Source organism: Paenibacillus ferrarius (assembly GCF_002027705.1).
Classification (GTDB): domain Bacteria; phylum Bacillota; class Bacilli; order Paenibacillales; family NBRC-103111; genus Paenibacillus_E; species Paenibacillus_E ferrarius.
Genome location: NZ_MBTG01000023.1, coordinates 260,226 through 285,906, shown reverse-complemented (window position 1 = coordinate 285,906; position 25,681 = coordinate 260,226). Strand labels below are relative to the sequence as shown.

Genomic DNA, 25,681 nt, shown 5'->3' with positions numbered 1-25,681 from the left:
ACCAAACAACAGTTGCCCAATCTGCGGATGCTCGGGCCTTCGTCAGCTATTTTAATGTGTAAGTACAAGCCAGTGGGATGCGCTTAATTCATGGCAGTGGGGACAGGCATGGAAGAGATGACCCGCGGGAGAGCTGGCGAAGCGAACAGACTTAAGCATGGCAACGATCCGCTACTATGAGCAGAGTGAGTGGCGTCCTGCCTGCTCCCCAGCGGGTAGCAAATGGGTACCGGATCTATACCAATGACTTTTTGGTCAAAATAAAATTTATTAAAGACGCCAAATCATTAGGCTACTACAATTTGACCTATACAAGGAGATATCTATGTTTTCAACCTATAATACATCCATAGATTACTGGAAACAGTATCAGAAGTTTTTTCCTGAAAACATGCGGATAACTGAAAATAATTTACCAGCAGAAGAATGGATGGCGTGGAACAATGTGCATGTTCATCTCGATCGTATGCCAGTTCTGGATGCTAAGTTAAAAGTAATATTCATTCATGGTGCTGGCGGTAATGGTAGATTGCTAGCTCCCTATGCACGGATGCTGCAACAATGCGGTTATGAAGTAGTGTCGCCAGATTTGCCACCTTATGGCTTAAGTTATTCGGGTTCGGGACGATTATTGGATTATCAGCTTTGGATTGACATCCTTGCTGAATTGATTGATCAAGAATTGAAGCGGGACGGCAAACCTATTGTTTTGCTGGGCAGCAGTATAGGAGGCATGTTAGCTTATCACGCCGCTGTGCAGAGTAAACAGGTCAAAGGGGTAATTGCAACAACATTCGTTGATACGAGTGATCAGAAGGTTCGTGATCAGCTAGCTCCTAACTTACTGATTAGTAGATTTGGGAAATGGCTTATGGACACATTCCCGGTTTTATTAGATTCCTTGCAGATTTCTGTCAATGCTGTGTCTCGCATGACATTAATTACGAATAACGATGAATTGACCCAGCTTATTAGGAATGATGCTCATGCGGCAGGCACGAAGGTCCCTTTACGTTTATTAAGAACATTTTTAAACATGAAACCGATCATCCAACCTGAGAACTTTGACATTTGTCCGGTTTTGCTCGTTCATCCAGAAATAGATCCTATGACCCCATATAGGTTTAGTGAGCCGTTTTTTGACAGCCTAAAAGGTGAAAAAGAATGTGTAATGCTAGAGGGGGCCGGGCACTTCCCGATTGAACAACCAGGGCTAAAGCAAATGAATGCGGCTGTTCTTTCTTTTTTGAAAAGAGTAGAGGATGAATTGAAAGTGCAGCTGTAAGAAACATTCTATTTTTTCTAGGAGAGTTGAATTTTGAAACACCAAAAAACACTACTCATCTTGGGCATACTCGTAGTAACTTTCATTGGTTATGGAGGATACAGGTATTATGTCAACTATACGGTTGTTAAAGCCATTTCATTATACCTTCCTGACACTAAACTCAAAATTGTGAAGACAGAAAACAGAACGATACCCTCACTGTTCACAGACGAAACCGCACAAGCAGCAATGGACAATTTAAGCAGTAAAGAAGGTTCCAAAACCGTATTCATGAACAAATTACAAAATGGGGATAAGGTTAAAATGATAGGAGAAGGAACGACTTCATAGCAATAAATACAAAAATGAGGCCGTAAGCATAAATGTCACCCCTTATTATGACTTTTTGTAACTAGTAGCCTTCAAAGGCTTGCCATATAATAAGGGATAAGTCAGCAAAGGGTTTAGGGGGAAATGGATTGTTTAACCTTGTTAAGAATTGGTTTTGGTATGATTGGTTGTTGTTTCTGATTCGTATTTTATTCTTTGCTTCTATACTCGTTACCGTGGGATTGGTGTCGGAGCATATCACTATAACCTTCTGGGCCATTATGGCATGGGGGATTATCGCTTTCTCAGCTCCCTGGATCTGTTTGCAGCTGCATTACATGTATTACCTCATCGCAGAGATGCTTCTTACCGGAGGTCTTTGCTTGTATTTGGCTTATTTGTTTCCGGAGTCTTATCTCGTTTTTATGGCACCTGCTTTTATAATTGCCAGTAATAGCGCTCAGAAGTCTTATCGTTGGGCTGGTCCTATCACGATTGTTTTGATTCCATTCTTATTAGCTGAGTTGTCGCAGCAAGAGTATGCCGTGAATTTGATCCTGGATTTTGGTTTGGCTTACGTGCTGGGGTTTGCTTTTCATTTATTAATGGTGAATCATCGGCAAAATAACATTATTAGAGATCAATACGCTGTCTTAGAGCAGTATATCTCCCAAATGGAGCAAATGACACTGCTAGAAGAGCGGAATCGTTTATCCAAAGATCTGCACGATACGATGGGCCATTCATTTACTTCCATTATGATGGGGCTGGAAACGCTGCGCTCCGAGGTGAAGACACCTGAAGGCGAGCACAAGGTAGGCGCCTTGCTAACGTTAACCCGCAATAGCCTAGAGGAAGTCCGTCGATATCTGCATCAAGTAGGCGCACCTCAGGATACATTGCCCCTTATACAGTCATTGGGGAAATTAGTGGATGAGTTCCAAGCGCTCTCTAAGGTGAAGGTTCGCATCAGAACGTTTGGGGAAACGTATTCGGTTTCGAAGCAAACGCAGATGACCTTATACAGGTGCTTGCAGGAGTCATTAACCAATGCTGTGCGTCATGGGCAAGCGAGTGACATTATGGTGAACCTGCACTATGAGGAGAAGCAGATTAGGCTGGAAGTGCAGGATAATGGATTAGGCAAAGAAGACTTGCAAGCAGGCTTTGGCGTAAGTGCCATGAAGGAGCGGGCTTCCAACCTGCAAGGGCAGGTTCATATTTATTCGAAGCCTGGAGAAGGAACGATGGTGACGTGTGTTTTGCCACGGCTTGTGGAAATTCCGGAGGGCAAGGTTCGTATATTGCTGGTTGACGATCAGCCCTATATCCGGGAGAGTCTTCGAATTATTTTGGAAAGAGAAAAGGATTTCGAAATTGTCGGCATGGCTGAAGACGGTGTCGATGCCCTCGATATCTGCGAGCAGATTCAACCTCATGTGGTGCTGATGGACCTCCATATGCCCAATATGGATGGTGTGGAGGCAACCAAACAAATGAAGACAAGGTGGCCGGATGTCCGCGTATTGATCCTGACAACGTTCCAAGAAACGGAGAGGGCCGTCGAAACTTTGCGCAACGGAGCAGATGGCTATTTGCTTAAATCTACGGAGCCGCAGGAGCTATTCGAAACGATACGCCTCGTGCATCGCGGCGCCAAAGTAATTACACCAGATATTACGAATGTATTGATTGATAACTATGACATTCAGGCAATTTCGCAGGTACCCAAAGAAAAGAATAACGAATATGGTCTTAATCCGCGGGAAATCGAAATTCTGGAATGCCTCTCGAAAGGATTGCGCTACAAGTCAATTGCAGCCAAATTATATTTATCCGACGGCACTGTAAGAAATTATGCCTCTACGATTTACGCGAAACTGGGCGTACGCAATCGTGAAGAGGCGGTACAGAAAGTACTTGGACCTGAGGAATAGCCGTACCTATAACCGAATATCAAGCAAGACCACCCCACAAGCACCCTGTCTTCTACCTTCCTTCCCGGAAGTGGACGATAGGGTGTTTTTTGCTAGGGGAGCAGCCTGAAATGGCCCTATTTTATCGAAAGTTCATGTCACATGACATTATGGCACTAGCTGTTTTGACAGGATAAGCATTAGCATAGCAGTTATAAGGGTGCATGAATCATTCAAGTTGAGAGGAAGAGACGATATGAATCAAATCATCAGCAAGTACATGAGAAACTTCAGATTTCTATTGCTTACTTTTGTGACAGGACTTTTTTACTTTTGCTTTTATTTGGTGGGAATCACCTTCGGTATCGGGATGGCTTTCACCTTAGTGGGGCTTCCGATCCTCCATTATGTGCTGCGTTCTACCCGGGCATTCGTGCAGTATGAACGGACGCAAACCAAGGTCTACACCGATATCTCTATTGCCATGATCTCAAGCCGAAGGGGTGAAGGAAGCTTATGGGAGCAGGTGAAAGCGGAACTGTCGGATGTGCGTAATTGGAGAACGATATGCTGGTTGATGTTGAAATTCGTGATCGGACTTGTCAGTATCCTTTGTGCCGTTCTGTTCTATGTGGCACCTCTGATGTTCATGGTAACGCCATTGTTATACAAGTATATTGACGTAACCATTATGGGGATGACCATTCAAACCTTGAAAGAAGCACTCCTCATTATGCTTGTAGGCGTAATACTTATGGGGATTGGTCATTATTTGGGCAATGGCTTAGTAAAAATGATAGGTGGCTATACACGCTTTATGGCTAAAGGTTTAACTGACAAAGTATGAGAAACCCGGAGTTTCTAACGATACGATGTTTCAAATCAAATAGAGAGTGGGAATAGATGACATGGGAGCATCACTTATGAAATTACCTTTGCAGTCCCTTTGGATGATGTGGGAGAACGTGTTTGATCTCATCACTAGATTCCGAAGCAAGTCTGTGTTGAGATATGGGATATGTAAATTAGTCGTCAGGCAGCATCACGGAAAGAGAATTGCTTGTCAGGATGGACATGGCATACAGGCCGGAGACTGGGTGGGCGAGCTTCATCTGGATAATCGGCAGGTCATGAGTCTTTCGCGTACGTTCGGGGCAGACCGTGCCGGGTTGAAGACAGTCCGCATGCTTCGCGATGCCATGAAGCAAATTAGCAAGGAGCTGGACAGCAACTCCGACCTGTTGGAAGTCCGAGCGATCACAGGAATTACGCTGCTTCACCGGGGAATCATTCATGGAATAGGCTTTGAGCAGCATCCTATTGCGTCTAGATGGCAGCAACGATTCTATGCGGCGTATCTTCGCCTCCTCCTGCGTATTCTGCATCCGGAGGGGAAAGAACGAGTCCAATACAGCAGCGAGAAGCTGGCTCCCTTGATGCTGGTGATCAGCAAGCAGTCTTTGAAGGAGCGTTTTGCGTTGCGGGACCATGACTTGCAAGAAGCTCGGCATAATCGAAGGAAGAAAGAGGCGATTTCATGATACGAATGTTAATGATTTTATCCATGGATGTGATGATCCTATATATGATTGTTCCTTTTATCCTTACACGAATATGTGGATGGGGTGTCCTCTCCAAAGGAAAAGCAGCCAAAGGAATTGCCTTTACTTTCGATGATGGGCCTCATCCTAATTATACACCTGAGGTGTTGGATTTATTAAAAGAACAGGGAGTAAAGGGCACCTTCTTCGTACTGGGCAGCAAGGCCGAGAAATACCCGGAGCTGATTCAGCGAATGCACCGGGAAGGGCACCAAATTGGTATTCATAACTATGTTCATATCTCTAATTGGCTCTTGTTCCCATGGACGAATAGGAGGGAGCAAGCCGATCGCACTGCTGATATTGTCGAGCGGATTACGGGAGAGCGGCCCATCTTTTACCGACCTCCGTGGGGGCTTCTTAATCTAGGAGACCTCCTTGTGATGAGAAAATCTTATCGGATCGTGCTGTGGTCGGTCATGGTTGGAGATTGGAAGCCAGCGGTCAGCGTGGAACAATTGAAACGAGCGTTGTTGAAAAGAATTAAACCCGGGTCCATCATCGTTCTTCACGATAGCGGCGATACTCTTGGAGCAGATGAAGAGGCGCCGCGGCACATGATAACCGGATTGAAGGAAGTTCTGCAAGAAATTCGCAGCAAGGGCTTGGATTGCTTGCGAGCCGATGAACTGCTGAACAAGGAAGTCCGTTGCAGGAGAGAGGTTGGAGCAGGTGGAGCAGGAGCCAAGCATCCTGGCCAAATTCATTCTTAAGCTTACAACAGTCAATGAGATTAGATTGCATAAGCGCAGAACGACTAGAAGATATCTCATACCGGATTGGAAGGAAAGGCATTCATGCAAAAGAAAAAATCAGTTCGAACAATCGTCATGATTACTGTTGTAGTGTACATGGTGTTTATTTTCGCAGGTCTATGTCAATATACATTTTCGAGATTTAATGAAATTATTAGTCATGAAGTGGAACAAAAATTAAATTACAAAGTGGAGCTTGCCTCCGCGAAATTAAACAATTTACTTTTGAATAACAGCGATACCCAGCAAGTACTGCAAAGTAAAGAATTCCATGAGGTGTTCGCAAAAGCAAAAGAAAACGCGGGCGAATATTACTTTATTTTAGATAAAGAAGGTCGGTATGCGGCAAGTGAGAATCCTAAATTCGTTATAGGGAAATCTATGCTGGAGGATTCGGATTCCCAGTTGCAGCAAGCAGGTCAGCTTATCATGCAAAAGAGGGAAACTAGCGGGACGGGGGACATGGAGAACATTTATGCCTTCACGATGATTGGTGATACAGGATATAAGCTGGTTTTGGCGACGACTTTCAACCAGATTAATAGCCCTATGAAGAAAAATCTCTATTTAATTATAGGCGGTTTTATCATCGCTATGGTTATCTTTACGTTTTTGCTCTTTATTTTGTTAACTCGGCGTATTGTCCGGCCTTTGCGTGTGATCAACAACCATGTGGAGGAGCTGGTTGCGCATGGCGGTGATTTGACGCAGAAGCTGCACATGAAACGCAATGACGAAATTGGCAGATTAGCTTCTTCTATGAATCAGTTTCTAGACAACTTAAGGGCAATTGTAGGCAATGTTACTATGGAAGCTAACCAACTGAATAGCCATGCAGGCATGCTGCAGGCGGCGGCAGAGCAAACGAATGAATCATCGAAGCAGATCACAACGATAATTACGGATATGGCCGATCGGTCGGCACAACAAGCCGAGCATGTTCGGCAAGTCCTTGCGATGATGGAACGGACAGGGGAAATCTCCGAGGAAGTGAAGTTGGAAACGGTGAAAACGGTGCTGGATTCCCATCTTTTAATCGAAGCTGTGCAATCTGGGCAGAAAGCCAATAGAGCCTCTGTTGATAATTTGGGGGAAATGGTTAGCTCGATCCAAAGCTCAACCTCAGCCATGGTACAACTGAACAGCCGATCCAACGAAATCGGTGAAATGAGTACCATAATTTCCGAGTTAGCCAACCAGACTCATTTGCTCGCGTTGAATGCGGCGATTGAAGCGGCTCGCGCTGGGGAAGAAGGGAAAGGCTTTGCAGTAGTCGCAAGCGAGATCCGTAAGCTTGCTGAAGGATCGGGCCGAACGGCTGAGCAGATTTCAGAGCTCGTCCGCAAGATTCAAGCTGAGACGAATACAGCTGTTAAGACGATGAAAGCAAGCCAAGAGGTGGTCATCTTGCAAAATGATTTGGTGATACAAGGCCAAGAATCGCTTGAGCTGATCGTACAGAAGGTGGACTTAACCGCCGAAAGCACCTTGCGCATTCAAAGCATATTCAACGAGCTGTCGACCATGTCCCATAACTCCCTGAAAGCGCTCATGCAGTCTTCGAAGCTCATTGATGAATCTGCATCCGCATCACAGGAAGCAGCAGCTTCCACGGAGGAACAGTTGGCGACATTCGATGAAATGACAACTAAGCTGAGAGAGCTGCGTCAGCTATCCACGGTATTGAAGCGTGAGGTTGGAATTTTTACGATTTAGAATCCATCACTAGCTTTTAAAATAAATCACTACCTCAATATATAACCGCCATCAGGAAACAAGGTGCTTCCGGTTGTGTAGTTGTTGGTCATCAAATAAATAGTCGTATGCGCGGCTTCGGCGGCTGTACCCACTCTACCGACAATATTGATTTTGGTATAATGATCATATGACTCGTCTCTGACTTCCTGCTTTGCACCTTCCCAGTTGAAAGAAGTACGTATGGTCCCTGGGGAAATCACATTGACCCGAATCGGGGACAGTTCTACGGCCAGTGCCTTGCCGAGGCTCTCAATAGCTCCGTTGCAAGCCGCATAGGAGGCTCCATCCGCCAAAGGGCGCTGCCCAAAGGCACCGGACATAAGCACTATCGAACCAGTCGGGTTGATGTAGGGAGATGCATATTTAACCGCATTATATTGCGGCCAGAACTTGGCATTGAAGCAGCTGTGCGCGATCTCGGAGGAAGATGAGATTGGACCTCTGACATAGGAGGCTCCCGGCGTAAATAAATGGTCGAAGCTGCCCACATGCTCAAAAAATGCTTGAAGCTGCTGTTCATCGCGATTGTCTAATGGATAAATCTCGATAGCATCGCTTCCTAGGTACTGCTGAGCTTGGAGCAGTTTCTCTTTCGAGCGGCCTGCCAGGACGACGGCGGCTCCTTGTTCAATGGCCTGTTGGGCCGTCGCTAGACCAATCCCGGAGCTCCCCCCGATAATAACGATACGTTGGTTTTTCAAAGAAATTGTGGACATGGATGTAGTCCCCTTTCATACTGGATAGGCTTTGTGTCTATATTATTCGGTATAAATGGAAGGCTGCCAAGTACGCACTTCATTCGTACTTGGTACGAAATTTCGTACTCATTGGTAGGTAAGAGACAGGTGAGCAGGTATGATAATAGTAGAGGTGAGAAGAAGACGATGGATTTAATGGAACCGCGACTTAGAGGAGTCCTAACGACGCTGGACATGATCGGAGGGAAATGGAAGCCGCTTATCTTGTTTATTTTATTGATAGATGGAACCAAACGATTCGGCGAGCTGCGGCGGCTCATTCCGGATGTCTCCCAAGGAACGCTTGCGAAGCAATTGCGGGAGCTTGAGGATGCGCGGCTCATTGATCGCGTTGTTTATCCCGACATCCCGCCCAAAGTCGAATACAGTATTTCGGAGCATGGCAAAACGCTGACCGCCGTTCTTGACAGCATGTGCGGCTGGGGCAGAAAGCATCAGGACTATGTTCATGCAAGCGAGCCAAACGTTCTTTAGGTGATTTGCCCTAAAGGATGTTTGGCTTGCTTCATTATCGGAGGCAGTCTCAGCGGAAGCCAAGCACTCCCCCGCTCTGAGACAGCAAAAAACGCTCTCTCCGCTCGCGAAGCAAGCTCCAAATCTGTCATTTTGCCATCATTGTTGAGCCGGATCGACTTCGCCAAACGGTGCAGAGGGTACTCTCCGAAGATAGAATCGGGTAGAATAAGAATGAAACCCCTATAAGATAGGTCAGACTACATATACAGGAGCGGGATTTGAATGAAGCGTACGACGATACTGATCGCTGATGATGAGCCGGAGATCGCAGATTTGATAGCATTGCATTTGGAGAAAGAGGGTTACCATCTGATTAAGGTCGCGGACGGCCAAGAGGCTGTTCATGCGATTCGATCGCATCCCATCGATTTGGCGATTCTAGATATTATGATGCCCAAGCTGGATGGACATGAAGTGACTCGGCAAATTCGCGAGCACTATCATTTGCCGATTATTTTTTTGAGTGCGAAATCGTCAGATTTGGACAAGATAACGGGCTTGGTGATGGGGGCGGATGATTACATGACCAAACCGTTTAACCCCATGGAGCTTGTCGCCAGGGTGAATGCTCAGCTGCGGCGGTCCATGCAATTGAACCAATCAACGACAGGCAATAAGGCTGTATTGGAAGCAGGGGGATTGAGTCTGGACGCCGATCAGCGGACCGTTACTCTGTATGGCGCTAACATCGAGTTAACGCCCAAAGAATTTGATATTCTGTACCTGCTAGTTAGTCATTCCAAGAAAGTGTTTAGTGCGGAGCATATTTTCCAGCAAGTGTGGGGCGAAGCTTATTACGAGAGCGGGAACACGGTGATGGTGCATATCCGTACTCTTCGCAAGAAATTAGGTGAGGATACGAATAAAAATAAATTAATCAAAACTGTTTGGGGGGTGGGATATACGTTCAATGGTTAACATGATGCGCAGCTTTCGATCTAAAATGATCGCATTATTAGGTTTAAGCATGCTGTTGTCAGGCGGCGTCACTTTTATCATTTATAAGGTTTTGCAGCTCTATTATGCAGGCGTTCGGCTAGAAAATCCATTAGCCAAAGTACGCCAAGTGATAAACAACATCGGGGATTTCAACTTTTTTATGATTGTTTTTATCCCGCTTGCAATTTTATTTTTCTTTTTCCTGACTAAGCCTTATGCGGCGTATTTTAATGAGATATCGAGGGGAATTCATCGTCTTGCCAATGGCGATTTCCAAAGTCGTGTGCAAATTTCGTCCAATGACGAGTTCAAGGATATTGCCGAGGACATCAACATGGCAAGCGAGAAGCTGCAAAAGGCGGTAGAACGAGGAGACTTTGCAGAAAGCAGCAAGGATCAGCTGGTCTTGAATTTAGCCCATGATTTGCGTACGCCGCTGACATCTGTACTTGGGTATCTGGATTTTATTCTTCAAGACGATCAATTAACGAAAGAGCAAGTGAAGCATTATACGACGATTGCTTTCACCAAGTCTCGACGCCTCGAAAAGTTGATTGATGAACTATTTGAAATCACTAGAATGAACTATGGCATGCTGACTATTGATAAGAAACCAATTGATCTAAGCGAGCTTCTCATTCAATTAAATGAGGAGTTGTATCCCGTTTTCGAGAATAATCATTTGATCGCGAGATTGCATATAACGCCGCTTATGACTATCTGGGGGGACGGAGAGCTGTTGGCGCGTGTATTTGAAAATCTGCTTACGAATGCCAACCGGTATGGGAAAGACGGTCAATTCGTAGAGATTAACGGCCATTTGGATGCAGGGGATGTAGTCGTTCAAGTCATCAATTACGGGAATTGTATCCCCGAAGAGGAGCTGCCTCATCTCTTTGATATGTTCTATACCGGAGACCAGGCTCGCACGCATCAAGGGGGAAGTACAGGTCTGGGATTATTTATAGCGAAAAATATTGTAGAGCAGCATAACGGAACGATTTCCGTGCAAAGCAGCGTGATTCGAACCCTCTTTGAAGTACGTTTACCGCAAAAAATTTAAGAAAAATTTTAAGATTAGCCCACTTCTTTTTAAAAAGTTTTCCTTATCCTGATTGAAGCAAGGTTAGGGAGGAAACGAAAAATGAAGAAATGGGTTTTTTGGCTTGTTATCTGCTTGCTTTTGGGCTATGAAGCTGTGCAACAGAAAGCGGAGGTTGTCATAAATGGGGATTCAGGCAAGACAAACATTGAGGCACAAGCGGTGACCTCCCAAGGGAGCGATCTAACGATAAAGGTAACACAAGATCAGATTTATCAAGGAAATCTAGTATTAATTAATAAGGATTACCCGGTCCATCCAGCAGGCACATTAACGGATGTGGTTAATCTCTTTCAGCATAAAGAGTTCATAAAGGGATTCGGCTTGCTGGACGATACGATTCGACTATCACAGAGTGTGATGCAGCCCTTTACGAAGATGATCCAGGCAGCTGACAAAGAGGGTGTTGATCATTTTATGATCAATAGCGGTTATCGAGATAAGAAGGAGCAAGGTCAGCTATATAAACAAATGGGATCGGACTACGCTTTGCCAGCGGGCTATAGCGAGCATAATCTAGGACTAGCTCTTGATATCGGATCTACACAGAAGGAAATGGACCAAGCGCCTGAAGGGAAATGGTTGAAAAAGAATGCTTGGACCTATGGGTTTATTTTGCGCTATCCCAAGGACAAAACGGCCATCACGGGCATTCAGTATGAACCTTGGCATTTCCGCTACGTAGGTTTGCCGCACAGCCTGATTATGCAGCAAAAGGATTTTACCTTGGAACAGTACCTGGATTTCATCAAAGAGCAGAAGACCTTCTCGACGACAGTGAAAGGCCAGAAATACGAGATTACGTATTATCCTGTTTCCAAGAGTACGACCATCCATGTGCCTAGCAATCAACGTTATGAGATATCCGGCAACAATATAGATGGCGTCATTGTGACACGGCTTCCATGATGGCAGACAAGATGATCAAGAAGGTGAGGATACAGAATGAAAGCAGCGATACGAGTGAAAGACAGCATAGTGCCAGCTCTATATGCCGTATATATGTATGCCGTATTCAAAATTATTTTATTTAAGTTCAGCTCTATAGATATCCCCTTCCTCTGGCATCAGCTGCTGAGAAACTTGGGCAACCTTGGCTACATCAAGGATCGTTGGGAAACGGCCAATGTGGTTCCCTTCGCATCTATATCCAGCAATATTCAGAGTCTCTCAAACCATGATCTGATAAACTTATTTGGGAATATTGCGATATTCATGCCGTATGGGATATTTCTTGTATGGATGGATCAAAAACATCAAATATCACTTCCAGGTGTGTTCTTGCGAGCTTTGGGCCTAAGCTTATGCTTGGAATGCTCACAGCTCGTTTTGTCGATTGGAAGCTTCGATGTGGATGATCTCATTTTAAATGTTAGCGGGGGCTTGTTAGGATACATGATCTTTAGGAAAAGTTTGAGAAAGAAAGAGGGGTAGTTACGTACTAACTAATGTGAGGCCCACAAAAGTATGGTTGAGGTTAAAATCATCGGCTCCTTATCGACGAAAGTCAAATAGTCCGTAAAAGCCTGCGAAAATACAGGAATTTCCGAGCAAATTCGGTTAAAAAGTGGAAATGCCTGCAATTGTGCAGGCATTTTTATCTTTTTCGGCCGTTCATCCAGAAAAAGCCTCAAAAGCCTGCACAAATGCAGGAATTTAGTAGCTGCGGCTATTCCAAGAGCAAAAAAGATGCATAATTGCAGGTACCATTATTGTCGTTCACCACTTGCGCAGTCCGATGACAAAAGCCCCCAATGACACGAGTGAAGCTAATGTCCGCACATGATTCCACGGCACCCAGCTAGCCAAATATTGAGTCCAGAGTTTAGCTCCTTCTGAGCTGCCAGGTGCCACTGCGGCTAAGGTGTCGTTAAGCGGCACGTTGAATATGACGGTCACTAGGAAGACACCGACGAAATAAAGGATGCTGCCAGCGAGCAGATAGGTGGCGCTTGGTGTGCCCCATTTGAACAATGAATAAATCCCAATAATGATGCACAGTAAACTTGTTCCCATAAAGATCAAGCTAAATAACGGATTGAGTATGATGATGTTGATGGATTGCATCGTGGCAATCCCTTGTTCGGCCGGAAGGCGAGAGAGAGCTGCCATGACGGAAGTCGAAAAGGCGAAAAACAATCCAGCCATTAAGCCGGAACCTAACGCGGAAGCAAAGATTAAGCCAAAGAGCAGGTTACCCATGATTTGCTACCTCCCATTCGGAGCTATCCTACGATTTTCTCCAATTGTTTACTTATCTCATATGTATAATAAATCCCTTATTTTGTAAAGTAATTTATAGGAGGAATTTGATTTAGGAGTCGTCCATCGCCTATAGTGGGGACAGGAGGTGTTCGCTTTGAAAATTATGATTTCAGCTTCAGAAGCTATGGAAAAAGGCGTTTGGAATGACATACTTCGTCTATTCGGCAGAGACAAGGATGAGGACTTCTGGTCTAAGGAGGAATTCATTTTGACAGAGGAGCAAGCTCTCACCCTGAAGCTTATCAAAAAATAAGGAAAGTCTGACATTTCCGTGTTTAACGAGGAAAGGCACCCTTCCTAAGGGTGCTCTTTCATTATAGCGAGGAGACATTAAAATCAACTTCCTCTATGAATTCAATAACCTCGCCATTAGGACTATAAATAAGAGCATTGTTCACGATAAGCGGCGGTTCTCCGAGAGAAAGCCGGGTTGGCTCTGCGCAAATTTTTGCCCCGTGAGCAAGGGCTTTATGGTACACTTCTTCTGCATCATCCACATAAAAGGCCAAATGCAATAATGCCCCATGAGCAATCTCTTCTTCCGATGCAGCTTTCTTTCCTTGAGCAGGGATGACAGCCTCACGGTCAAAGATCTCTATGCAGGTTCGTCGATCAGCAGAAACCAGCATACAGGCTTCTTTGATTTGAAAAGAAGGCAAACTCCAATGATGGCCTCTTGTAAACCCTAAGACTTCGGTATAAAACCGAATAGTTCCTTGATAATCATTCGCTTGTATCGCCACATGGGCAAGGCCTCTTACGCTCATCTCAAATCTCTCCTTGTACATAAGTTATGATTTTCATTATAGGCATTTGACTATAAGGAATACATATGAAAGATAAGGGTTTTATAGTAAAATAGTTAATTAAATAACTTATTTAAGATGTAATATCTTATTTTATAAGTTGAATCTTGGAGGCGTTATATAGCTATGAATCATCAGATTGATGATATTGATAGAAAGATTATGAAATTGCTTCAGCATAATGCACGAATTCCTATCTCTCAGATCAGCAAAGAAATCGCGATGTCGCAGCCATCTGTGAAAGAAAGGATATTAAAGCTAGAGGATAAAAAGATTATATCCGGATACAGCACCGTATTTAATCTACGGGATCTGAATCGAGGCACAAGCACGTTTATTTTGATTAAGACCGAGCATTGTCAAGAGCTTGTTGAGTTTTGCGAAGCGGCTAAGGAGGTCACCGATTTATTTCGCATTAGTGGGGAATTCAACTATCTGATCAAGGTTCAAACGGCTTCCATAGAGGAGGTTGCCGAGTTTCAAGATTCACTTGTAAAGATCGGTCCTTCCAAATCTCATATTTGTTTGAAAAACATTTTAGAAAACAGAATATTACTCTAAACGAATCCAGCATGTTTCTGCTAACATAGAAGCCTTAGAATATCTGTTTACATCCGGCGCGGGGGCTAGCATCAATGAGCTACAATATGTATTTATCTGCACTTCTAATGGCAGCAACCTGCTGCTCACTGGCTATTTCATATCTTTGCTGGAAAAGAAGAGAGCTTCCCATTGCGATCAGCTATGGTTTGGGAATGCTGACCGGTGCCTTCTATACGTTCGGATATGCCTTCGAAATTGTCAGTACCTCCTTGGAACACATACGCTTCTGGCTGCGGATTGAATACATGGGTATACCTTTCGGGACAGTCTTATGGTTTATCATGGTCTTGCAATATACAGGACGCCAAGCGCTTGTTCGAAAATGGCTTGTAGCTACGCTTATGATTGTACCTACCATTACGTTCGTTTCACATCATACGAATGAATGGCATCATCTCTTCTATAAAAGTATGACACTTAATTATTCAGAGGGATTCCCGCTAGTCACTTTGGTCAAAGGACCTTTATACAAGCTTCATGTCTATTATTCCTATTCTTTCTTTGTAGTAGGCATGGTTTTGATGATTCAAATGTTTATCAAAGAAAAGCTGCGAATGAAGAAACAAGTTGCTCTAATGATTATTGGCTCATGGGGACCATACGGCTTTACGCTGGTTTATTTGAGCGGTGTTATCTATATGCCTATTGATATTTCACCGTTCGGATTTATTATCTCAGGCGTGTTCTATATGTGGGGCATTTATCAATTTAATATGCTGCGATTAGCTCCTTTGGCTTTGCAGAAGGTGTTTGCTTCCATGCAGGACGCGGTTATCGTATTCGATTTGGATAATAGTCTGACTAGCTTTAATCAGTCTGCCAACCGCGTTATTGCCGGAATCAACAATAAGTGGATCGGACAGCCTGCGGTCCAAGTATTTAGCCAGTATCCTGTGCTGCTGGAGAAAATAAAGCAAGGCCCCTTTATGGAAGGCAAGGTCCAACTTGCAGGCCATGCAGATGAGCAATTTTATAACGTCCATGTGTCCTTTATTAATGATAAAAATCAAAGACCTGTTGGTAAAATGCTTTTGTTAAGCGATGTAACAGACATGGTACGCTCCGAGATCACCCTGCTGGAGAATGCGAGACAGCTGCGGGAACTCAATACGTTTAAGGATAAGATGTTTAGTGTAGTGGCCCATGATATTCGTGATCCTTTGGCTGTACTAGTCAATCTGATGGAGCTAATGGAAGAGGAAATGCAGACCTATGGGGAGGATCAGCAAGAAATCGTGAACGAAATGGGACAGCAAATTCATAATACCTTTACATTGGTAGAAAGTTTGCTGGAATGGTTCCGGAGCCAGAGCGGAGGCATGATTTTCAAGCCAGTGGAAAGAGACTTGGCGCAAACCATTCAAATCAATATACGATTATTGCTCGTGCGCATTGAGAATAAGCAGATCCACATTATTTCCGAAATACCGAAGGATACGTTCGTTTATGCCGATAAAGAAATGCTTGATTTGATTGTTCGAAACCTGCTGTCCAATGCAATTAAATTTACAAATTTCGGAGGCACTATCCGCTTAAGAGCAGATCGCAGCGATCATAAAGTGGTCGTTTCAGTAAGCGATACAGGGGATGGAATCACCTCGGATCAAGCCAGTATGTTGCTGCAGGAGGACTACCCGGTTTCTTCAACGGGAACAGCCGGAGAGAAGGGGGTTGGATTAGGACTTACGTTATGCAGAGAGTTCGTTCACTTAAATGGGGGAGAAATCTGGTTTGATAGTACACCTGCACAAGGAAGCACCTTCTACTTCTCTATCCCTACGCTTTCGGAAGCTTCATCTAAACAATCAGACAGCTTAAGAGGTGGACGGGCATGAAGGTCATTTGTATTGATGATGAGAAAGCGATGCATTTAATTATGAAGCGTATGCTCTCCAAAGTGAAGGAGGTCGAACTTGTAGGCAGCTTCATGGATACGGCAGCAGCTTATTCTTATTTGATGAATCATGATGTGGACCTTATCTTTGTAGATATTAGCATGCCGAAGGAGAATGGACTGGAATTTGCCGAGCGATTGCGGGAGAGCGGCAATGAAGTGAAGATCGTCTTTATAACCTCTCATAAGGAATATGCCTTGTTTGCCTTCGATGTCCATGCTTTCGATTATATTGTAAAACCCGTTGTGCAAGAAAGACTGCGCAAAACGATGGAAAGAGCGATGGCCAAAAAGCAACCAGCCCCCCTTGTACGGACGGAACGAGAGCCCATCTTCAATGAAATTAAGTTCAATTGCTTAGGCGAAATTGACATTCAAAGTACACAAGGGATGCGGGCCAAGTGGAAATCAAGTAAAAGCACAGAGCTTTTTGGATATTTGCTGGTTCAAAAAGAGAGGCTTGTATCCCGCGCGAGGCTCATTGACGATATGTTTGGCGACATGCCGCAGAAGAATGCGGAAATGTATTTAAATACGACGGTCTATAAGCTCCGCAAGGTGTTGGACGCCTTTGGCTTAAAGGAAATCTTGCATTCCGATAGCAATCATTATGCACTAAGCCTGAATCAAGTGAAGGTTGATCTTTTGAGATTTGAAGAAGGCTGTAGGCAAATGTCTGTGGTGGACGAGTCTAATATGGAACAAGCCTTAGAGATTGAACAGCTGTATGCGGGCGACTTATTCGGAGATACTGCCTTTGCTTGGGCACTGAACGAAGTTGAACGCCTAGCGCACTTGTATACCTCTTTTACCCAGCGCTTAAGTGCCGCCTTGTTGGAAAAAGGGGATACGCAGGTTGCCATCCGATTGCTCTCCAAGCTCATGACACGGAATGAATTAGATGAAGGTTCTTTCATATTGCTAATGAAGGCTTTGGCTCAGCAGGAGAATAAAGAAGCGTTGACTCGGCACTACATGCAATATGCAGGAAACTTGGATAAAGAAATAGGCTTAAAGCCATCTCGTGAGGCTGCGGAGTTATATACGCAATTGCTTTCGGAGTTGGTTTGAAATAGAAGGGAAAATCATATATAGGGCCCCAGAATCATGGGGGCTCTTTTTGTTGTCGAAGTTTGTCATTTTCTGGTCATTGGGGTCGGGTATACTTGGTTTTAGAGGGAAGAAATAACAAACAACTATATTTAGGAGTGAGGAAATCAGATGGGAAGTAATAGTGGAATAAACAGGTCAGGATTTCTAGGTGTTTTATCAAAAATGATGGCGATTGTATTAGCCGTCATGACGGTTATCACGGTTTCACCTACAGGAAGTTATGCAACAATGCCTACGGCAATTACTTCGGCATCAGCAGTTGTAAGTAATAATAACACAACGGTAACAGTTACATTTAATACGTATGCGACTCCGACTACCGATTTAGTAGATTTAAAATCAAAGATCCAAATTGGGCGTTCCGGCGCCAACTCATTCGTTGATCTTTCAGCGGATAATGCCAATAACAATATTAATATGGTAGATGGGACATTGTTCATTACTTTAGGCACTGCCTTAACAGGCACAACAAATGCCATTAATGTTAAAACAGGCTCTTTAATGAATAGAGATGGAATTGCCTCAAACACCGACGTGGTCGTCTCCAATATTTCCGCGCGTGATATTACTGCGCCTGTATTCATTGGTTCGACTTCTGGTAATCAAGGCAGAAACGTAGATTTGAATTTTGATGAAGATCTCTTTATTAATGCCCCAGACGACTCAAACAATGACCAAATTCAAACATTCTTAAAAAGTAATTTGAGTGTTTCAACAGATGGCGTGAATTTCTCTCCTTTCTTAGAAACAGGTATAGCACGTAAAAATAATTCAAGAGTCATTCATTTAGAATATCCTAATAACATAAAGATTATTTTAGGTGCCAACACAATTGTCAAAATTGCTAGTGGCACTATAAGAGATGCAGAAGGTAATATCAACCAAGAAATGAAGCTACCGGTTAGCCCTCCAGTCATTCAAAGTACAGAAGTTAGTAGTGACAATCATAAAGTAACGATTACCTTTGATAAGGATATTTATGAGAACACAAATGGATCCAATTTGAAGAATAGAATTTATTTATATAAAGGCGACGGCTCAAATGGTAAAGGATTAGTTGCTACGGATACAGTATCCATCACTAGTAATAAACTAATTATTGATTTTACAGAGGCTCTCACAGGTGCAAGCAATCAAATTTCGATAGGTGGAAATACGCTTAGAGATTCTTATGGAAATACACAAGGTGACGATAGATTAACGGCTGTATTCCAAGAGAATGCTGGGGGTGTAGACCCTAACCCGAAAGATACTACAATGCCTAAATTTTTATATGCTACTTTTCCGAATTTTCAAGATTTAACGCTTGTTTTCGATGAAGATGTCTTCAATGCTAAAAATGATATTCCTGGTTTTTTGCAAAATGTCCAGTGGTATGAAAATGGTTGGTTGTTCACTCTTCCTACTAATACAACGGTAACGTTCTCGGGCCATAAGGCAGTCATTCATTTTGCAGTTCCATTGACAGGGTCTCAATTCTATTTTAGTTTTTATCCCGGTCATTTTAAAGATGCTTCAGGTAACATATTAACTGGATATACTGAAACCAACTGGTTTTATACAGATACACCAAATTTAGCTCTTCGCGAAAGTTACTTTTCACAAGAAGGTCGTTGGTTAAGTTTAGCGTTTAAGCAAAATAATGTAGATATTAATCTAGTGGATCAAACGATTGTGGGCGGAATAAGTCAATTACATGGAAAGATTGCAGTTTCATTAGATAATGGGTTAACTTACACAGCTTTGAATCCGCTAGATATTGTTTCTGTTCAAGGTAATAAAATAAATATCTTCTTTCACAATGCGATAAAGCAAGGCTCTATCAAAGTCAAAGTTGAGGCGGAGGTGGTTAGCAATCCATATGATACGTATCGCAATGAAGCATTAGATGAACTGATTGCCTCTAGAACTCCTGAAATTACAGGCTATTTATTAAGCAATACAGCAAGTGAGTTTGTATTTGCAGATAATGATGCATGGAGAACCAAAGTTAGAGCGGTTAATGTATTCGATGAAAAAGTGGGAAGGTATAGAGAATTGACTAGTTCTGAGTATTCCCTTTCGGCAGGTAAACTTACTATTACTAAGGGTGTTTTCCAAGAGGGGCAATCCTATCAAGTTTATATCGATGCTGATGGTTACAGCACCCAATATTTTTGGGGCTTCGCCTATAAGTCATCTGAAATATTCTATATGACTGCACCGGCAGTCACGGCAGAAAACGGAATTACTGCAAAAATTAATTTAGTAAATAATGCCAATAAAAGTAGTAGCAATGGGAACCAAACGGTTATTTTTGAGTTATTTAACGGATCAAGTCCAGTAAGTATTGTTGCGTCTAATTTAAAAATCGGTACAGGAACATACTCAGCTAATTTTAATGTTGCGGATGCCGGGACGAATACGAATTATACCGTAAAAGCATTTGTCGTTAGCCAGTATAGCAATAGTTCAACCAATATCGGATTAAATTTAGCAACAGTAAAAACGCAGTTTGAGCTAGATCAAGCCTTGCTTAACGGGAATAACAATAATAATGAAGAAGATTGATTTTTAGAAAAAAATGGTTAAAGCGAAAGTGAGGAATGCAAAAGTGAAAATACGCAAGTTAAGTATTCTTTTAATTTTAACGCTTTGTTTATCACTCCTGCCGGCTGCCGTATTCGCAGCTAGTGCAGCAACAGTGACATTGAATCCAATATCAGCTATTCAGCCTGGTGGTTCTGTTACCGTTTCGGGGACGTCAACACTGGATGAAGTGATTATTCAGGTGATTCGGCCAGCGAATAGCACGATGTTCTACGATATTGTTAAGGTAAAAGACGGACAGTTTTCTAGTTCATTCACGCTAGCCAGCAATGAAACAGCTGGGACATACGCGGTTACTGCTGGACAAGCAGACTCTGTTGCAACGCGTGAATTAGTGGTTAAGGCATCAACACCAGTAACGCCGACACCGCAACCACCAAGTGGAGGAGGAGGAGGTGGAGGCACCCAACCCACCAACACCGTAACTCCAGCCAATGTGGAAATCAGCCCAAGCGCAATCACTTCCAACAAAGTGACTGGCCCTGATGGCAAAGTGACAACGGCTGTTTCCATTGACAACAAGTTTCTGAGCGATGCTTTTGTTCAACTTAAGGATCAAGGCAAGACAGATCAAACGCCTGTCATTGCTATTAAAGTAGGCAATATCGACGCAAACAGTACTACCAATGTTTCCCTCCCAGTGTCTGTCCTTCTGGAAGGGTTGAAGAACTCGAATGCCGTAATTCGCATTTATTCCGATAAGGAGTCGTACTCCCTGCCCTTGAATGTGCTGAATTTCGATGAAATTGCTCGTTCATTAGGTACAGACAGCTCGAAAGTAACCCTTCACTTGAATATCTCGGTTGCAAGCACCGATCTTGAGAAGCAAATCCAAGAAAGTGCGGGCAAAAAAGGAGCGACCAGCCTCGGACACTCGGTTGATTTCAGCATAGTTGCTGAAGGGAATGGTCAAACGAAAGAGCTGAAGGACTTCGGGACGAACTATGTGAATCGAAGTATCGGCTTATCGGAAACTGTAGATCCAAGAACGTCGACTGGCGTTCTGTATGATCCAACTAGCCATGATATTTCCTTCGTTCCAAGTGTGTTCGGAGATAATGCTGCTGGCAAGCAACAAGTGACGATTAAACGAAACGGCAATAGTATCTATGGGGTTGTTTCATCCACCAAAACCTTTGATGATATCCAAGGACATTGGGCCAAATCTGACATCGAACTATTAGCTTCCAAATTGGTCGTCAGCGGTGCAACCGATAAAGATTTTGCACCAGACCATGCGATCACACGTGCTGAGTTTGCATCCTTGCTCGTACGTGCGTTGGCTTTGAGTGCTGATGCATCCGCAGCTTCCTTCAAGGACGTCCAAGCTACAGATTGGTATGCTGGCTCCATTGGTGCTGCTGTGAAAAGCAAGCTGGTGAGCGGCTATGAAGACGGTACGTTCAAACCTAATGCGCAGATTACCCGTGAACAAATGGCCGTCATGGTAGCCAAGGCGCTAAGCGCTGCAGGCCTGACTGTTGATAGCCGTGATGAGCTATTGAACAAGTTTACAGATAACTCGCAAATCAGCGATTGGGCGAAAGCTTCTGTTGCCCAATCCGTCAAAGCTGGTATTATCTCGGGCATGACAGATACAACGTTCGTAGCTTCCGTTAATGCTAGTCGTGCTCAAGCTGTTGTTATGCTGAAGAGATTGCTGCAATACGCTAAATTTATTAACCAAATATTGGGTAATTAATTAACTCAAATAGGGAAGCCTTTAAGATCAGATCGATCTTAGAGACTTCCCCCTTTTCTTTATTCAATTTAGCTCTGAGGCAAATTCAGTCACAATGACTTATAATCAACTATGGTTGGTGCGAGCCAATCAAAGGCAGGAATATTTCGCAATAATCCGAAGCTAATGGTTGCTATCAACATGACAGTCATGATAATACGGCTTGTCCGTGACATTCCTCTTTTATTCGCCATCATATAAGTTAGATACAAAGGAAGAAGTACAAATACCAAGGGATTAAATCGAAAGGCCTGATAGAAATCCCATTTTAACAAAGAAAGAGCAACCCTCGTAATTCCGCATCCCGGACAATACAGTCCTGTCACCGCATGAAATATACAGGGAATCTCGATATGTATCACCGGTATTCCTATCTCAAGATATACCAAACCTCCAACGAGAAAGAAGGAACCCCAAACAAGTTTGGAATTCCTTACGGTACTAAGTTTATACCAGTTTATTAACATCCGATTGTACCAATGCATAGGTTACGATGCTTAATCCGAAGAAGTTAAGCACAAGATAAAGAATGGAATTATCAGTTACCAGATAGCCGCGTTGATGCTGCACTTCTGCGATTTGTTTACCGACTTGATAAGCCCAGACGAAGCTCCAAATACCGCAAGTGACTAATGTCAGCAGGAAATGCTTACCCCCAGTAAACGATGAGTCTCCACTCAGCTTGCCGACATCGTTGGTTAGAACAATAAACCAGTAAATTGCATAAATACCACAAGTAATTAAGGATAAAACAATGGCCAGTCCTAAGCTTCTTTGCATAATCATTACATACACCTCTGATGCTTTATTTATTTACAGGCATCTATGATGCCGTAAAATCAATCTTACACTTTGCATAAAACTGGGTTGTCATTAAATTCCGTCAGAAAATGGCAAAAAACGACAACATCCTAAGTATATAAAAATAGTAATTGCAATACAAGATTTATTCATAGATATCTGCAAAAAGTTATTCCCCAAAAAAACTTTGTCAATCGACCAAGATTGTGACAGAATACAAGCAGATAAGAAACCTACAGATATCATCGAATGGAGAAATGAAATCATGACAGAGTTACCTAGTTGCCCCAAATGTAGTTCCGCATACACCTACGAGGACGGGAGTTTATTGATTTGCCCGGAATGTGCTCACGAGTGGTCGTTAGCCTCAGACTCGGATCATAAGGAAGAGACCAAAGTGGTCAAGGATGCCAATGGCAATGTCCTTAACGACGGCGATTCGGTAACGGTCATCAAGGATCTGAAAGTAAAAGGGAGCTCCTCCGTTTTGAAAATAGGGACAAAGGTAAAGAACATTCGTCTAGTGGATGGCGATCACGATATTGATTGTAAAATTGATGGTTTCGGAGAAATGAAGCTGAAATCGGAGTTTGTCAAAAAGGTGTAAGGCATCCTCTCGGGATACTGAGGTTCCCCCTGCACGAAGAAAGGGCTGTTCTCAAGTAGATTTATCTACTCGGAACGGCCCTTATTTGCATGCCAATGGAGGCTGCGCCTTAGTAGAACACCTTAGAGTGAAGCACCTCCAGCGCACGCTCAATGGCTTCCCGCTCTTCTTCCGTGGCCGCTTGGACCCGTTCCAGGAAGCGGGCTTCAACGATTTGGAAGGCGTTGTTCATCATCGCTTGTCCTTCGGGAGATAGCCGAATATAATGCTTGCGTTGGTCGCTCGGGTCGATTGTCTTTTCGCATAGCTTTTTTTCGGTTAGTTTTTTCAGTTCACGACTCGTATTGGGCATGGACATATGCTGACAATCACTAATTTGACTAAGCGTTGCCGGTTGACTAACCGCAAGATACTCTAGGATGCCGTATTGAACAGGAGTGATCGTATCCGGTTTAATATCTTTTGTGAAATCATGCTTAACTTGAAGAACCCCAGAGGTAAAGAGCACAAGTTTATGGAAAAATGCTTTATTGTCCAAAGGAACCACCTCATATTGATCATACCCAATACATTATCAAAAAACAATTATCATTTGACAACAAAAAGAAGTCATGATACGATTTTATTATCAAATGATAAGTAAGAGGTGGCTCGATGAAAACATTAATTATTTATACACATCCTAATCATCAAAGTTTAAGCTTTGCCTTTTTGCAAAAAGTCATTCAAGGCAGTACAGAGAATCCCGAAATATCGGAGATCAAGGTGCTCGATTTGTATGAGGAGGGATTTGATCCGATCCTTGTTTTCAATAAGGAGAAACGCAGAAGGGATATGCATGCTGACCCGAAGCTGGAGAAATATCGGCATCAGCTTCTATGGGCTGAGAAAATTGTTTTTATTTATCCAATTTGGTGGGGACGTCCTCCGGCTATGCTGTTGGGGTATATTGATCAAATGTTTGCTTCAAATTTCGCTTACCGGGATAAGGGAGGTTTATTGCCCGAAGGTCTTCTAAAGGGTAGGTCAGTCGTGTGTATTTCAAGCATGAAAGGGCCTGCCTTGTACCCGCTGTTCTGGCTGCATAATGCGCATAAAGTATTGATGAAGAAAGCATTATTTCAATACGTGGGGATCAATAAGGTGAAGTTTTTTGAATTCGGGAATATGGAGAGTCCGAAGGGGAAGCAGGAGCAGAAACTAAACCAAATTTACCGCTATTTCAGAAGATTGTCATCCTAATGCACGCATGCTATGGTTAAGGTATTCGTAACGGAGGTGGATGTATGAGAGCGCTATTCATTGGGGGAACAGGGACGATTAGTTCGGCTATTACCAAGCAGCTGTTAGAGCAGGGATGCGAGTTATATTTGTTGAACCGAGGTACACGCAATGAGGCTTTGCCCGTCGGTGCCAAGATTCTTCAAGCAGACATTAATGACGAGAGCAAAGTAGCTAGTTTGATCGCGGATTTAACGTTTGATGTTGTGGCTGATTTCATCGCATTCGAACCGGCCCAATTGGAACGAGATTATCGTTTATTCAAGGATAAAACGAAGCAATTCCTGTTTATTAGCTCGGCTTCAGCTTACCAAACGCCATTATCTGATTATCGGATTACCGAGGGAACGCCTTTATCTAATCCATATTGGGCGTATTCCAGAAATAAAATTGCCTGTGAAGAGTACTTAATCAAGCAGTACCGGGAACATGGCTTCCCGATTACGATTGTAAGACCGAGTCATACCTATGATGAGCGCTCCATTCCGCTAGGCGTCCATGGAAGCAAAGGCTCCTGGCAGGTTGCTAAGCGTATGCTGGAGAATAAGCCGGTTATTATCCATGGGGATGGGACTTCTCTATGGACGATGACGCATAATACGGATTTTGCCAAAGGTTTTATTGGGCTAATGGGCAATCTGCATGCCATTGGCGAGTCCGTTCATATCACGTCTGATGAAACGCTGACTTGGAACCAAATTTATGAAGCTATTGCGGCTGCGCTTGGCGTGAAGCTGCAAGCCGTTCATGTATCCTCGGAATTCTTAGATGCCTGCAGCAAAGAGGATTTCAGAGGCGGCTTGCTGGGGGATAAAGCAAACTCCGTCGTATTCGACAATGCCAAGCTGAAAAGACTGGTTCCTGAATTCGTCGCAACAACGCGATTCGACCAAGGAATCAAGCAAACCGTCGCCAACCTGCTAGCCCACCCTGAGCTGCAAAAAGAGGATCACGAATTTGATCAGTGGTGTGATCAAGTGATTCAGGTTCTAGACACAGCTATTCAACAAATGAACGCTGCGCGGATCTGATCAACTAC

General features: G+C 43.5%; 27 protein-coding genes and 1 pseudogene. 22 read left to right on the top strand and 6 right to left on the bottom strand.

Annotation, left to right across the window (positions count from 1 at the left end):
• Window positions 1-108 precede the first annotated feature (108 nt).
• The 8 genes and pseudogenes from BC351_RS42965 to BC351_RS23865 all read left to right on the top strand — a co-directional run.
• Window positions 109-296, top strand: a pseudogene (locus BC351_RS42965) (MerR family DNA-binding transcriptional regulator); the annotation flags it as partial.
• 29 nt (window positions 297-325) lie between these two features.
• Window positions 326-1,285 (top strand): alpha/beta hydrolase, encoded by a 960-nt coding sequence (locus BC351_RS23895; protein ID WP_244209157.1) that lies wholly within the window; start codon window positions 326-328, stop codon window positions 1,283-1,285.
• Window positions 1,286-1,318: 33 nt separating this feature from the next.
• On the top strand, window positions 1,319-1,618 hold the full coding sequence (locus tag BC351_RS23890) for a hypothetical protein (protein ID WP_079415666.1): 300 nt from the start codon (window positions 1,319-1,321) through the stop codon (window positions 1,616-1,618).
• Window positions 1,619-1,746: 128 nt separating this feature from the next.
• The gene (locus BC351_RS23885; RefSeq protein WP_079415662.1) at window positions 1,747-3,534 is read left to right on the top strand and encodes a helix-turn-helix transcriptional regulator; all 1,788 of its coding nucleotides are present in this window, start codon (window positions 1,747-1,749) and stop codon (window positions 3,532-3,534) included.
• A gap of 235 nt (window positions 3,535-3,769) precedes the next feature.
• Window positions 3,770-4,360 carry a sensor domain-containing protein gene (locus BC351_RS23880; RefSeq protein ID WP_079415658.1) on the top strand — a complete coding sequence of 197 codons (591 nt, stop codon included), beginning with the start codon at window positions 3,770-3,772 and terminating at the stop codon, window positions 4,358-4,360.
• 76 nt (window positions 4,361-4,436) lie between these two features.
• Complete coding sequence (locus tag BC351_RS23875; RefSeq protein WP_244209156.1) at window positions 4,437-5,054, top strand: YkoP family protein; 618 nt, start codon at window positions 4,437-4,439, stop codon at window positions 5,052-5,054.
• Window positions 5,051-5,827: a polysaccharide deacetylase family protein gene (locus tag BC351_RS23870; RefSeq protein WP_079415654.1), complete on the top strand. Its 777-nt coding sequence runs from the start codon at window positions 5,051-5,053 to the stop codon at window positions 5,825-5,827. The genes BC351_RS23875 and BC351_RS23870 overlap by 4 nt, the downstream gene beginning before the upstream one ends.
• Before the next feature lie 84 nt (window positions 5,828-5,911).
• The gene (locus tag BC351_RS23865; protein WP_079415652.1) at window positions 5,912-7,585 is read left to right on the top strand and encodes a methyl-accepting chemotaxis protein; all 1,674 of its coding nucleotides are present in this window, start codon (window positions 5,912-5,914) and stop codon (window positions 7,583-7,585) included.
• Window positions 7,586-7,614: 29 nt separating this feature from the next.
• On the opposite strand, the gene BC351_RS23860 is transcribed toward BC351_RS23865, so the two are convergent.
• Entirely contained in the window at window positions 7,615-8,343 is a 729-nt protein-coding gene (locus BC351_RS23860; RefSeq protein ID WP_079415644.1) for an SDR family oxidoreductase, read from the bottom strand.
• A gap of 168 nt (window positions 8,344-8,511) precedes the next feature.
• Here BC351_RS23860 and BC351_RS23855 point away from each other — a divergent pair, with 168 nt between their 5' ends.
• From BC351_RS23855 to BC351_RS23835, 5 genes are all read left to right on the top strand, one after another.
• Window positions 8,512-8,859 carry a winged helix-turn-helix transcriptional regulator gene (locus tag BC351_RS23855; protein WP_079415640.1) on the top strand — a complete coding sequence of 116 codons (348 nt, stop codon included), beginning with the start codon at window positions 8,512-8,514 and terminating at the stop codon, window positions 8,857-8,859.
• A gap of 264 nt (window positions 8,860-9,123) precedes the next feature.
• Window positions 9,124-9,819, top strand: a complete 696-nt coding sequence (locus tag BC351_RS23850; RefSeq protein ID WP_079415637.1) for a response regulator transcription factor — start codon at window positions 9,124-9,126, stop codon at window positions 9,817-9,819.
• Window positions 9,812-10,903 (top strand): HAMP domain-containing sensor histidine kinase, encoded by a 1,092-nt coding sequence (locus BC351_RS23845; protein ID WP_079415633.1) that lies wholly within the window; start codon window positions 9,812-9,814, stop codon window positions 10,901-10,903. The genes BC351_RS23850 and BC351_RS23845 overlap by 8 nt, the downstream gene beginning before the upstream one ends.
• 81 nt (window positions 10,904-10,984) lie before the next feature.
• Complete coding sequence (gene vanY, locus BC351_RS23840) at window positions 10,985-11,851, top strand: VanY-A/VanY-F/VanY-M family D-Ala-D-Ala carboxypeptidase (RefSeq protein WP_079415629.1); 867 nt, start codon at window positions 10,985-10,987, stop codon at window positions 11,849-11,851.
• A 36-nt stretch (window positions 11,852-11,887) separates the two neighbouring features.
• A complete protein-coding gene (locus tag BC351_RS23835; protein WP_079415626.1) occupies window positions 11,888-12,376 on the top strand; it encodes a VanZ family protein in 489 nt (162 codons plus the stop codon).
• A 285-nt stretch (window positions 12,377-12,661) separates the two neighbouring features.
• Here the strand turns inward: BC351_RS23835 and BC351_RS23830 are convergent, their stop codons facing one another.
• Window positions 12,662-13,144 (bottom strand): anthrone oxygenase family protein, encoded by a 483-nt coding sequence (locus tag BC351_RS23830; RefSeq protein WP_208629841.1) that lies wholly within the window; start codon window positions 13,142-13,144, stop codon window positions 12,662-12,664.
• 157 nt (window positions 13,145-13,301) lie between these two features.
• Here BC351_RS23830 and BC351_RS42795 point away from each other — a divergent pair, with 157 nt between their 5' ends.
• Window positions 13,302-13,460, top strand: coding sequence for a hypothetical protein (locus BC351_RS42795; protein ID WP_167388042.1), 159 nt, complete (start codon window positions 13,302-13,304; stop codon window positions 13,458-13,460).
• Between the two features lie 61 nt (window positions 13,461-13,521).
• Here the strand turns inward: BC351_RS42795 and BC351_RS23825 are convergent, their stop codons facing one another.
• Window positions 13,522-13,974 carry a VOC family protein gene (locus tag BC351_RS23825; protein WP_079415621.1) on the bottom strand — a complete coding sequence of 151 codons (453 nt, stop codon included), beginning with the start codon at window positions 13,972-13,974 and terminating at the stop codon, window positions 13,522-13,524.
• Window positions 13,975-14,139: 165 nt separating this feature from the next.
• On the opposite strand from BC351_RS23825, the gene BC351_RS23820 reads away from it, so the two are divergent.
• The 5 genes from BC351_RS23820 (at window position 14,140) to BC351_RS23800 (ending at window position 21,914) form a co-directional block, all read left to right on the top strand.
• On the top strand, window positions 14,140-14,574 hold the full coding sequence (locus tag BC351_RS23820; protein ID WP_079415619.1) for an Lrp/AsnC family transcriptional regulator: 435 nt from the start codon (window positions 14,140-14,142) through the stop codon (window positions 14,572-14,574).
• Window positions 14,575-14,648: 74 nt separating this feature from the next.
• Window positions 14,649-16,451, top strand: coding sequence for a sensor histidine kinase (locus tag BC351_RS23815; RefSeq protein WP_079415615.1), 1,803 nt, complete (start codon window positions 14,649-14,651; stop codon window positions 16,449-16,451).
• Window positions 16,448-17,581, top strand: a complete 1,134-nt coding sequence (locus tag BC351_RS23810) for a response regulator (RefSeq protein ID WP_079415613.1) — start codon at window positions 16,448-16,450, stop codon at window positions 17,579-17,581. The genes BC351_RS23815 and BC351_RS23810 overlap by 4 nt, the downstream gene beginning before the upstream one ends.
• A 150-nt stretch (window positions 17,582-17,731) precedes the next feature.
• Window positions 17,732-20,173: a hemoblobin-interacting domain-containing protein gene (locus BC351_RS23805; protein WP_079415609.1), complete on the top strand. Its 2,442-nt coding sequence runs from the start codon at window positions 17,732-17,734 to the stop codon at window positions 20,171-20,173.
• Between the two features lie 43 nt (window positions 20,174-20,216).
• A complete protein-coding gene (locus BC351_RS23800) occupies window positions 20,217-21,914 on the top strand; it encodes an S-layer homology domain-containing protein (RefSeq protein ID WP_158082208.1) in 1,698 nt (565 codons plus the stop codon).
• A gap of 89 nt (window positions 21,915-22,003) precedes the next feature.
• Here the strand turns inward: BC351_RS23800 and BC351_RS23795 are convergent, their stop codons facing one another.
• Entirely contained in the window at window positions 22,004-22,420 is a 417-nt protein-coding gene (locus BC351_RS23795; protein WP_079415603.1) for a DUF2752 domain-containing protein, read from the bottom strand.
• The gene (locus tag BC351_RS23790) at window positions 22,401-22,739 is read right to left on the bottom strand and encodes a DUF4234 domain-containing protein (protein ID WP_079415601.1); all 339 of its coding nucleotides are present in this window, start codon (window positions 22,737-22,739) and stop codon (window positions 22,401-22,403) included. The genes BC351_RS23795 and BC351_RS23790 overlap by 20 nt, the downstream gene beginning before the upstream one ends.
• 280 nt (window positions 22,740-23,019) lie before the next feature.
• On the opposite strand from BC351_RS23790, the gene BC351_RS23785 reads away from it, so the two are divergent.
• On the top strand, window positions 23,020-23,361 hold the full coding sequence (locus BC351_RS23785) for a zinc ribbon domain-containing protein YjdM (protein WP_079415599.1): 342 nt from the start codon (window positions 23,020-23,022) through the stop codon (window positions 23,359-23,361).
• A gap of 109 nt (window positions 23,362-23,470) precedes the next feature.
• Here BC351_RS23785 and BC351_RS23780 read toward each other — a convergent pair whose 3' ends face one another.
• A complete protein-coding gene (locus BC351_RS23780; RefSeq protein ID WP_079415597.1) occupies window positions 23,471-23,899 on the bottom strand; it encodes a MarR family winged helix-turn-helix transcriptional regulator in 429 nt (142 codons plus the stop codon).
• Window positions 23,900-24,015: 116 nt separating this feature from the next.
• Here BC351_RS23780 and BC351_RS23775 point away from each other — a divergent pair, with 116 nt between their 5' ends.
• Window positions 24,016-24,603 (top strand): NAD(P)H-dependent oxidoreductase, encoded by a 588-nt coding sequence (locus tag BC351_RS23775; protein WP_079415595.1) that lies wholly within the window; start codon window positions 24,016-24,018, stop codon window positions 24,601-24,603.
• 44 nt (window positions 24,604-24,647) lie between these two features.
• On the top strand, window positions 24,648-25,673 hold the full coding sequence (locus BC351_RS23770; RefSeq protein WP_079415593.1) for an SDR family oxidoreductase: 1,026 nt from the start codon (window positions 24,648-24,650) through the stop codon (window positions 25,671-25,673).
• Window positions 25,674-25,681: the final 8 nt, after the last annotated feature.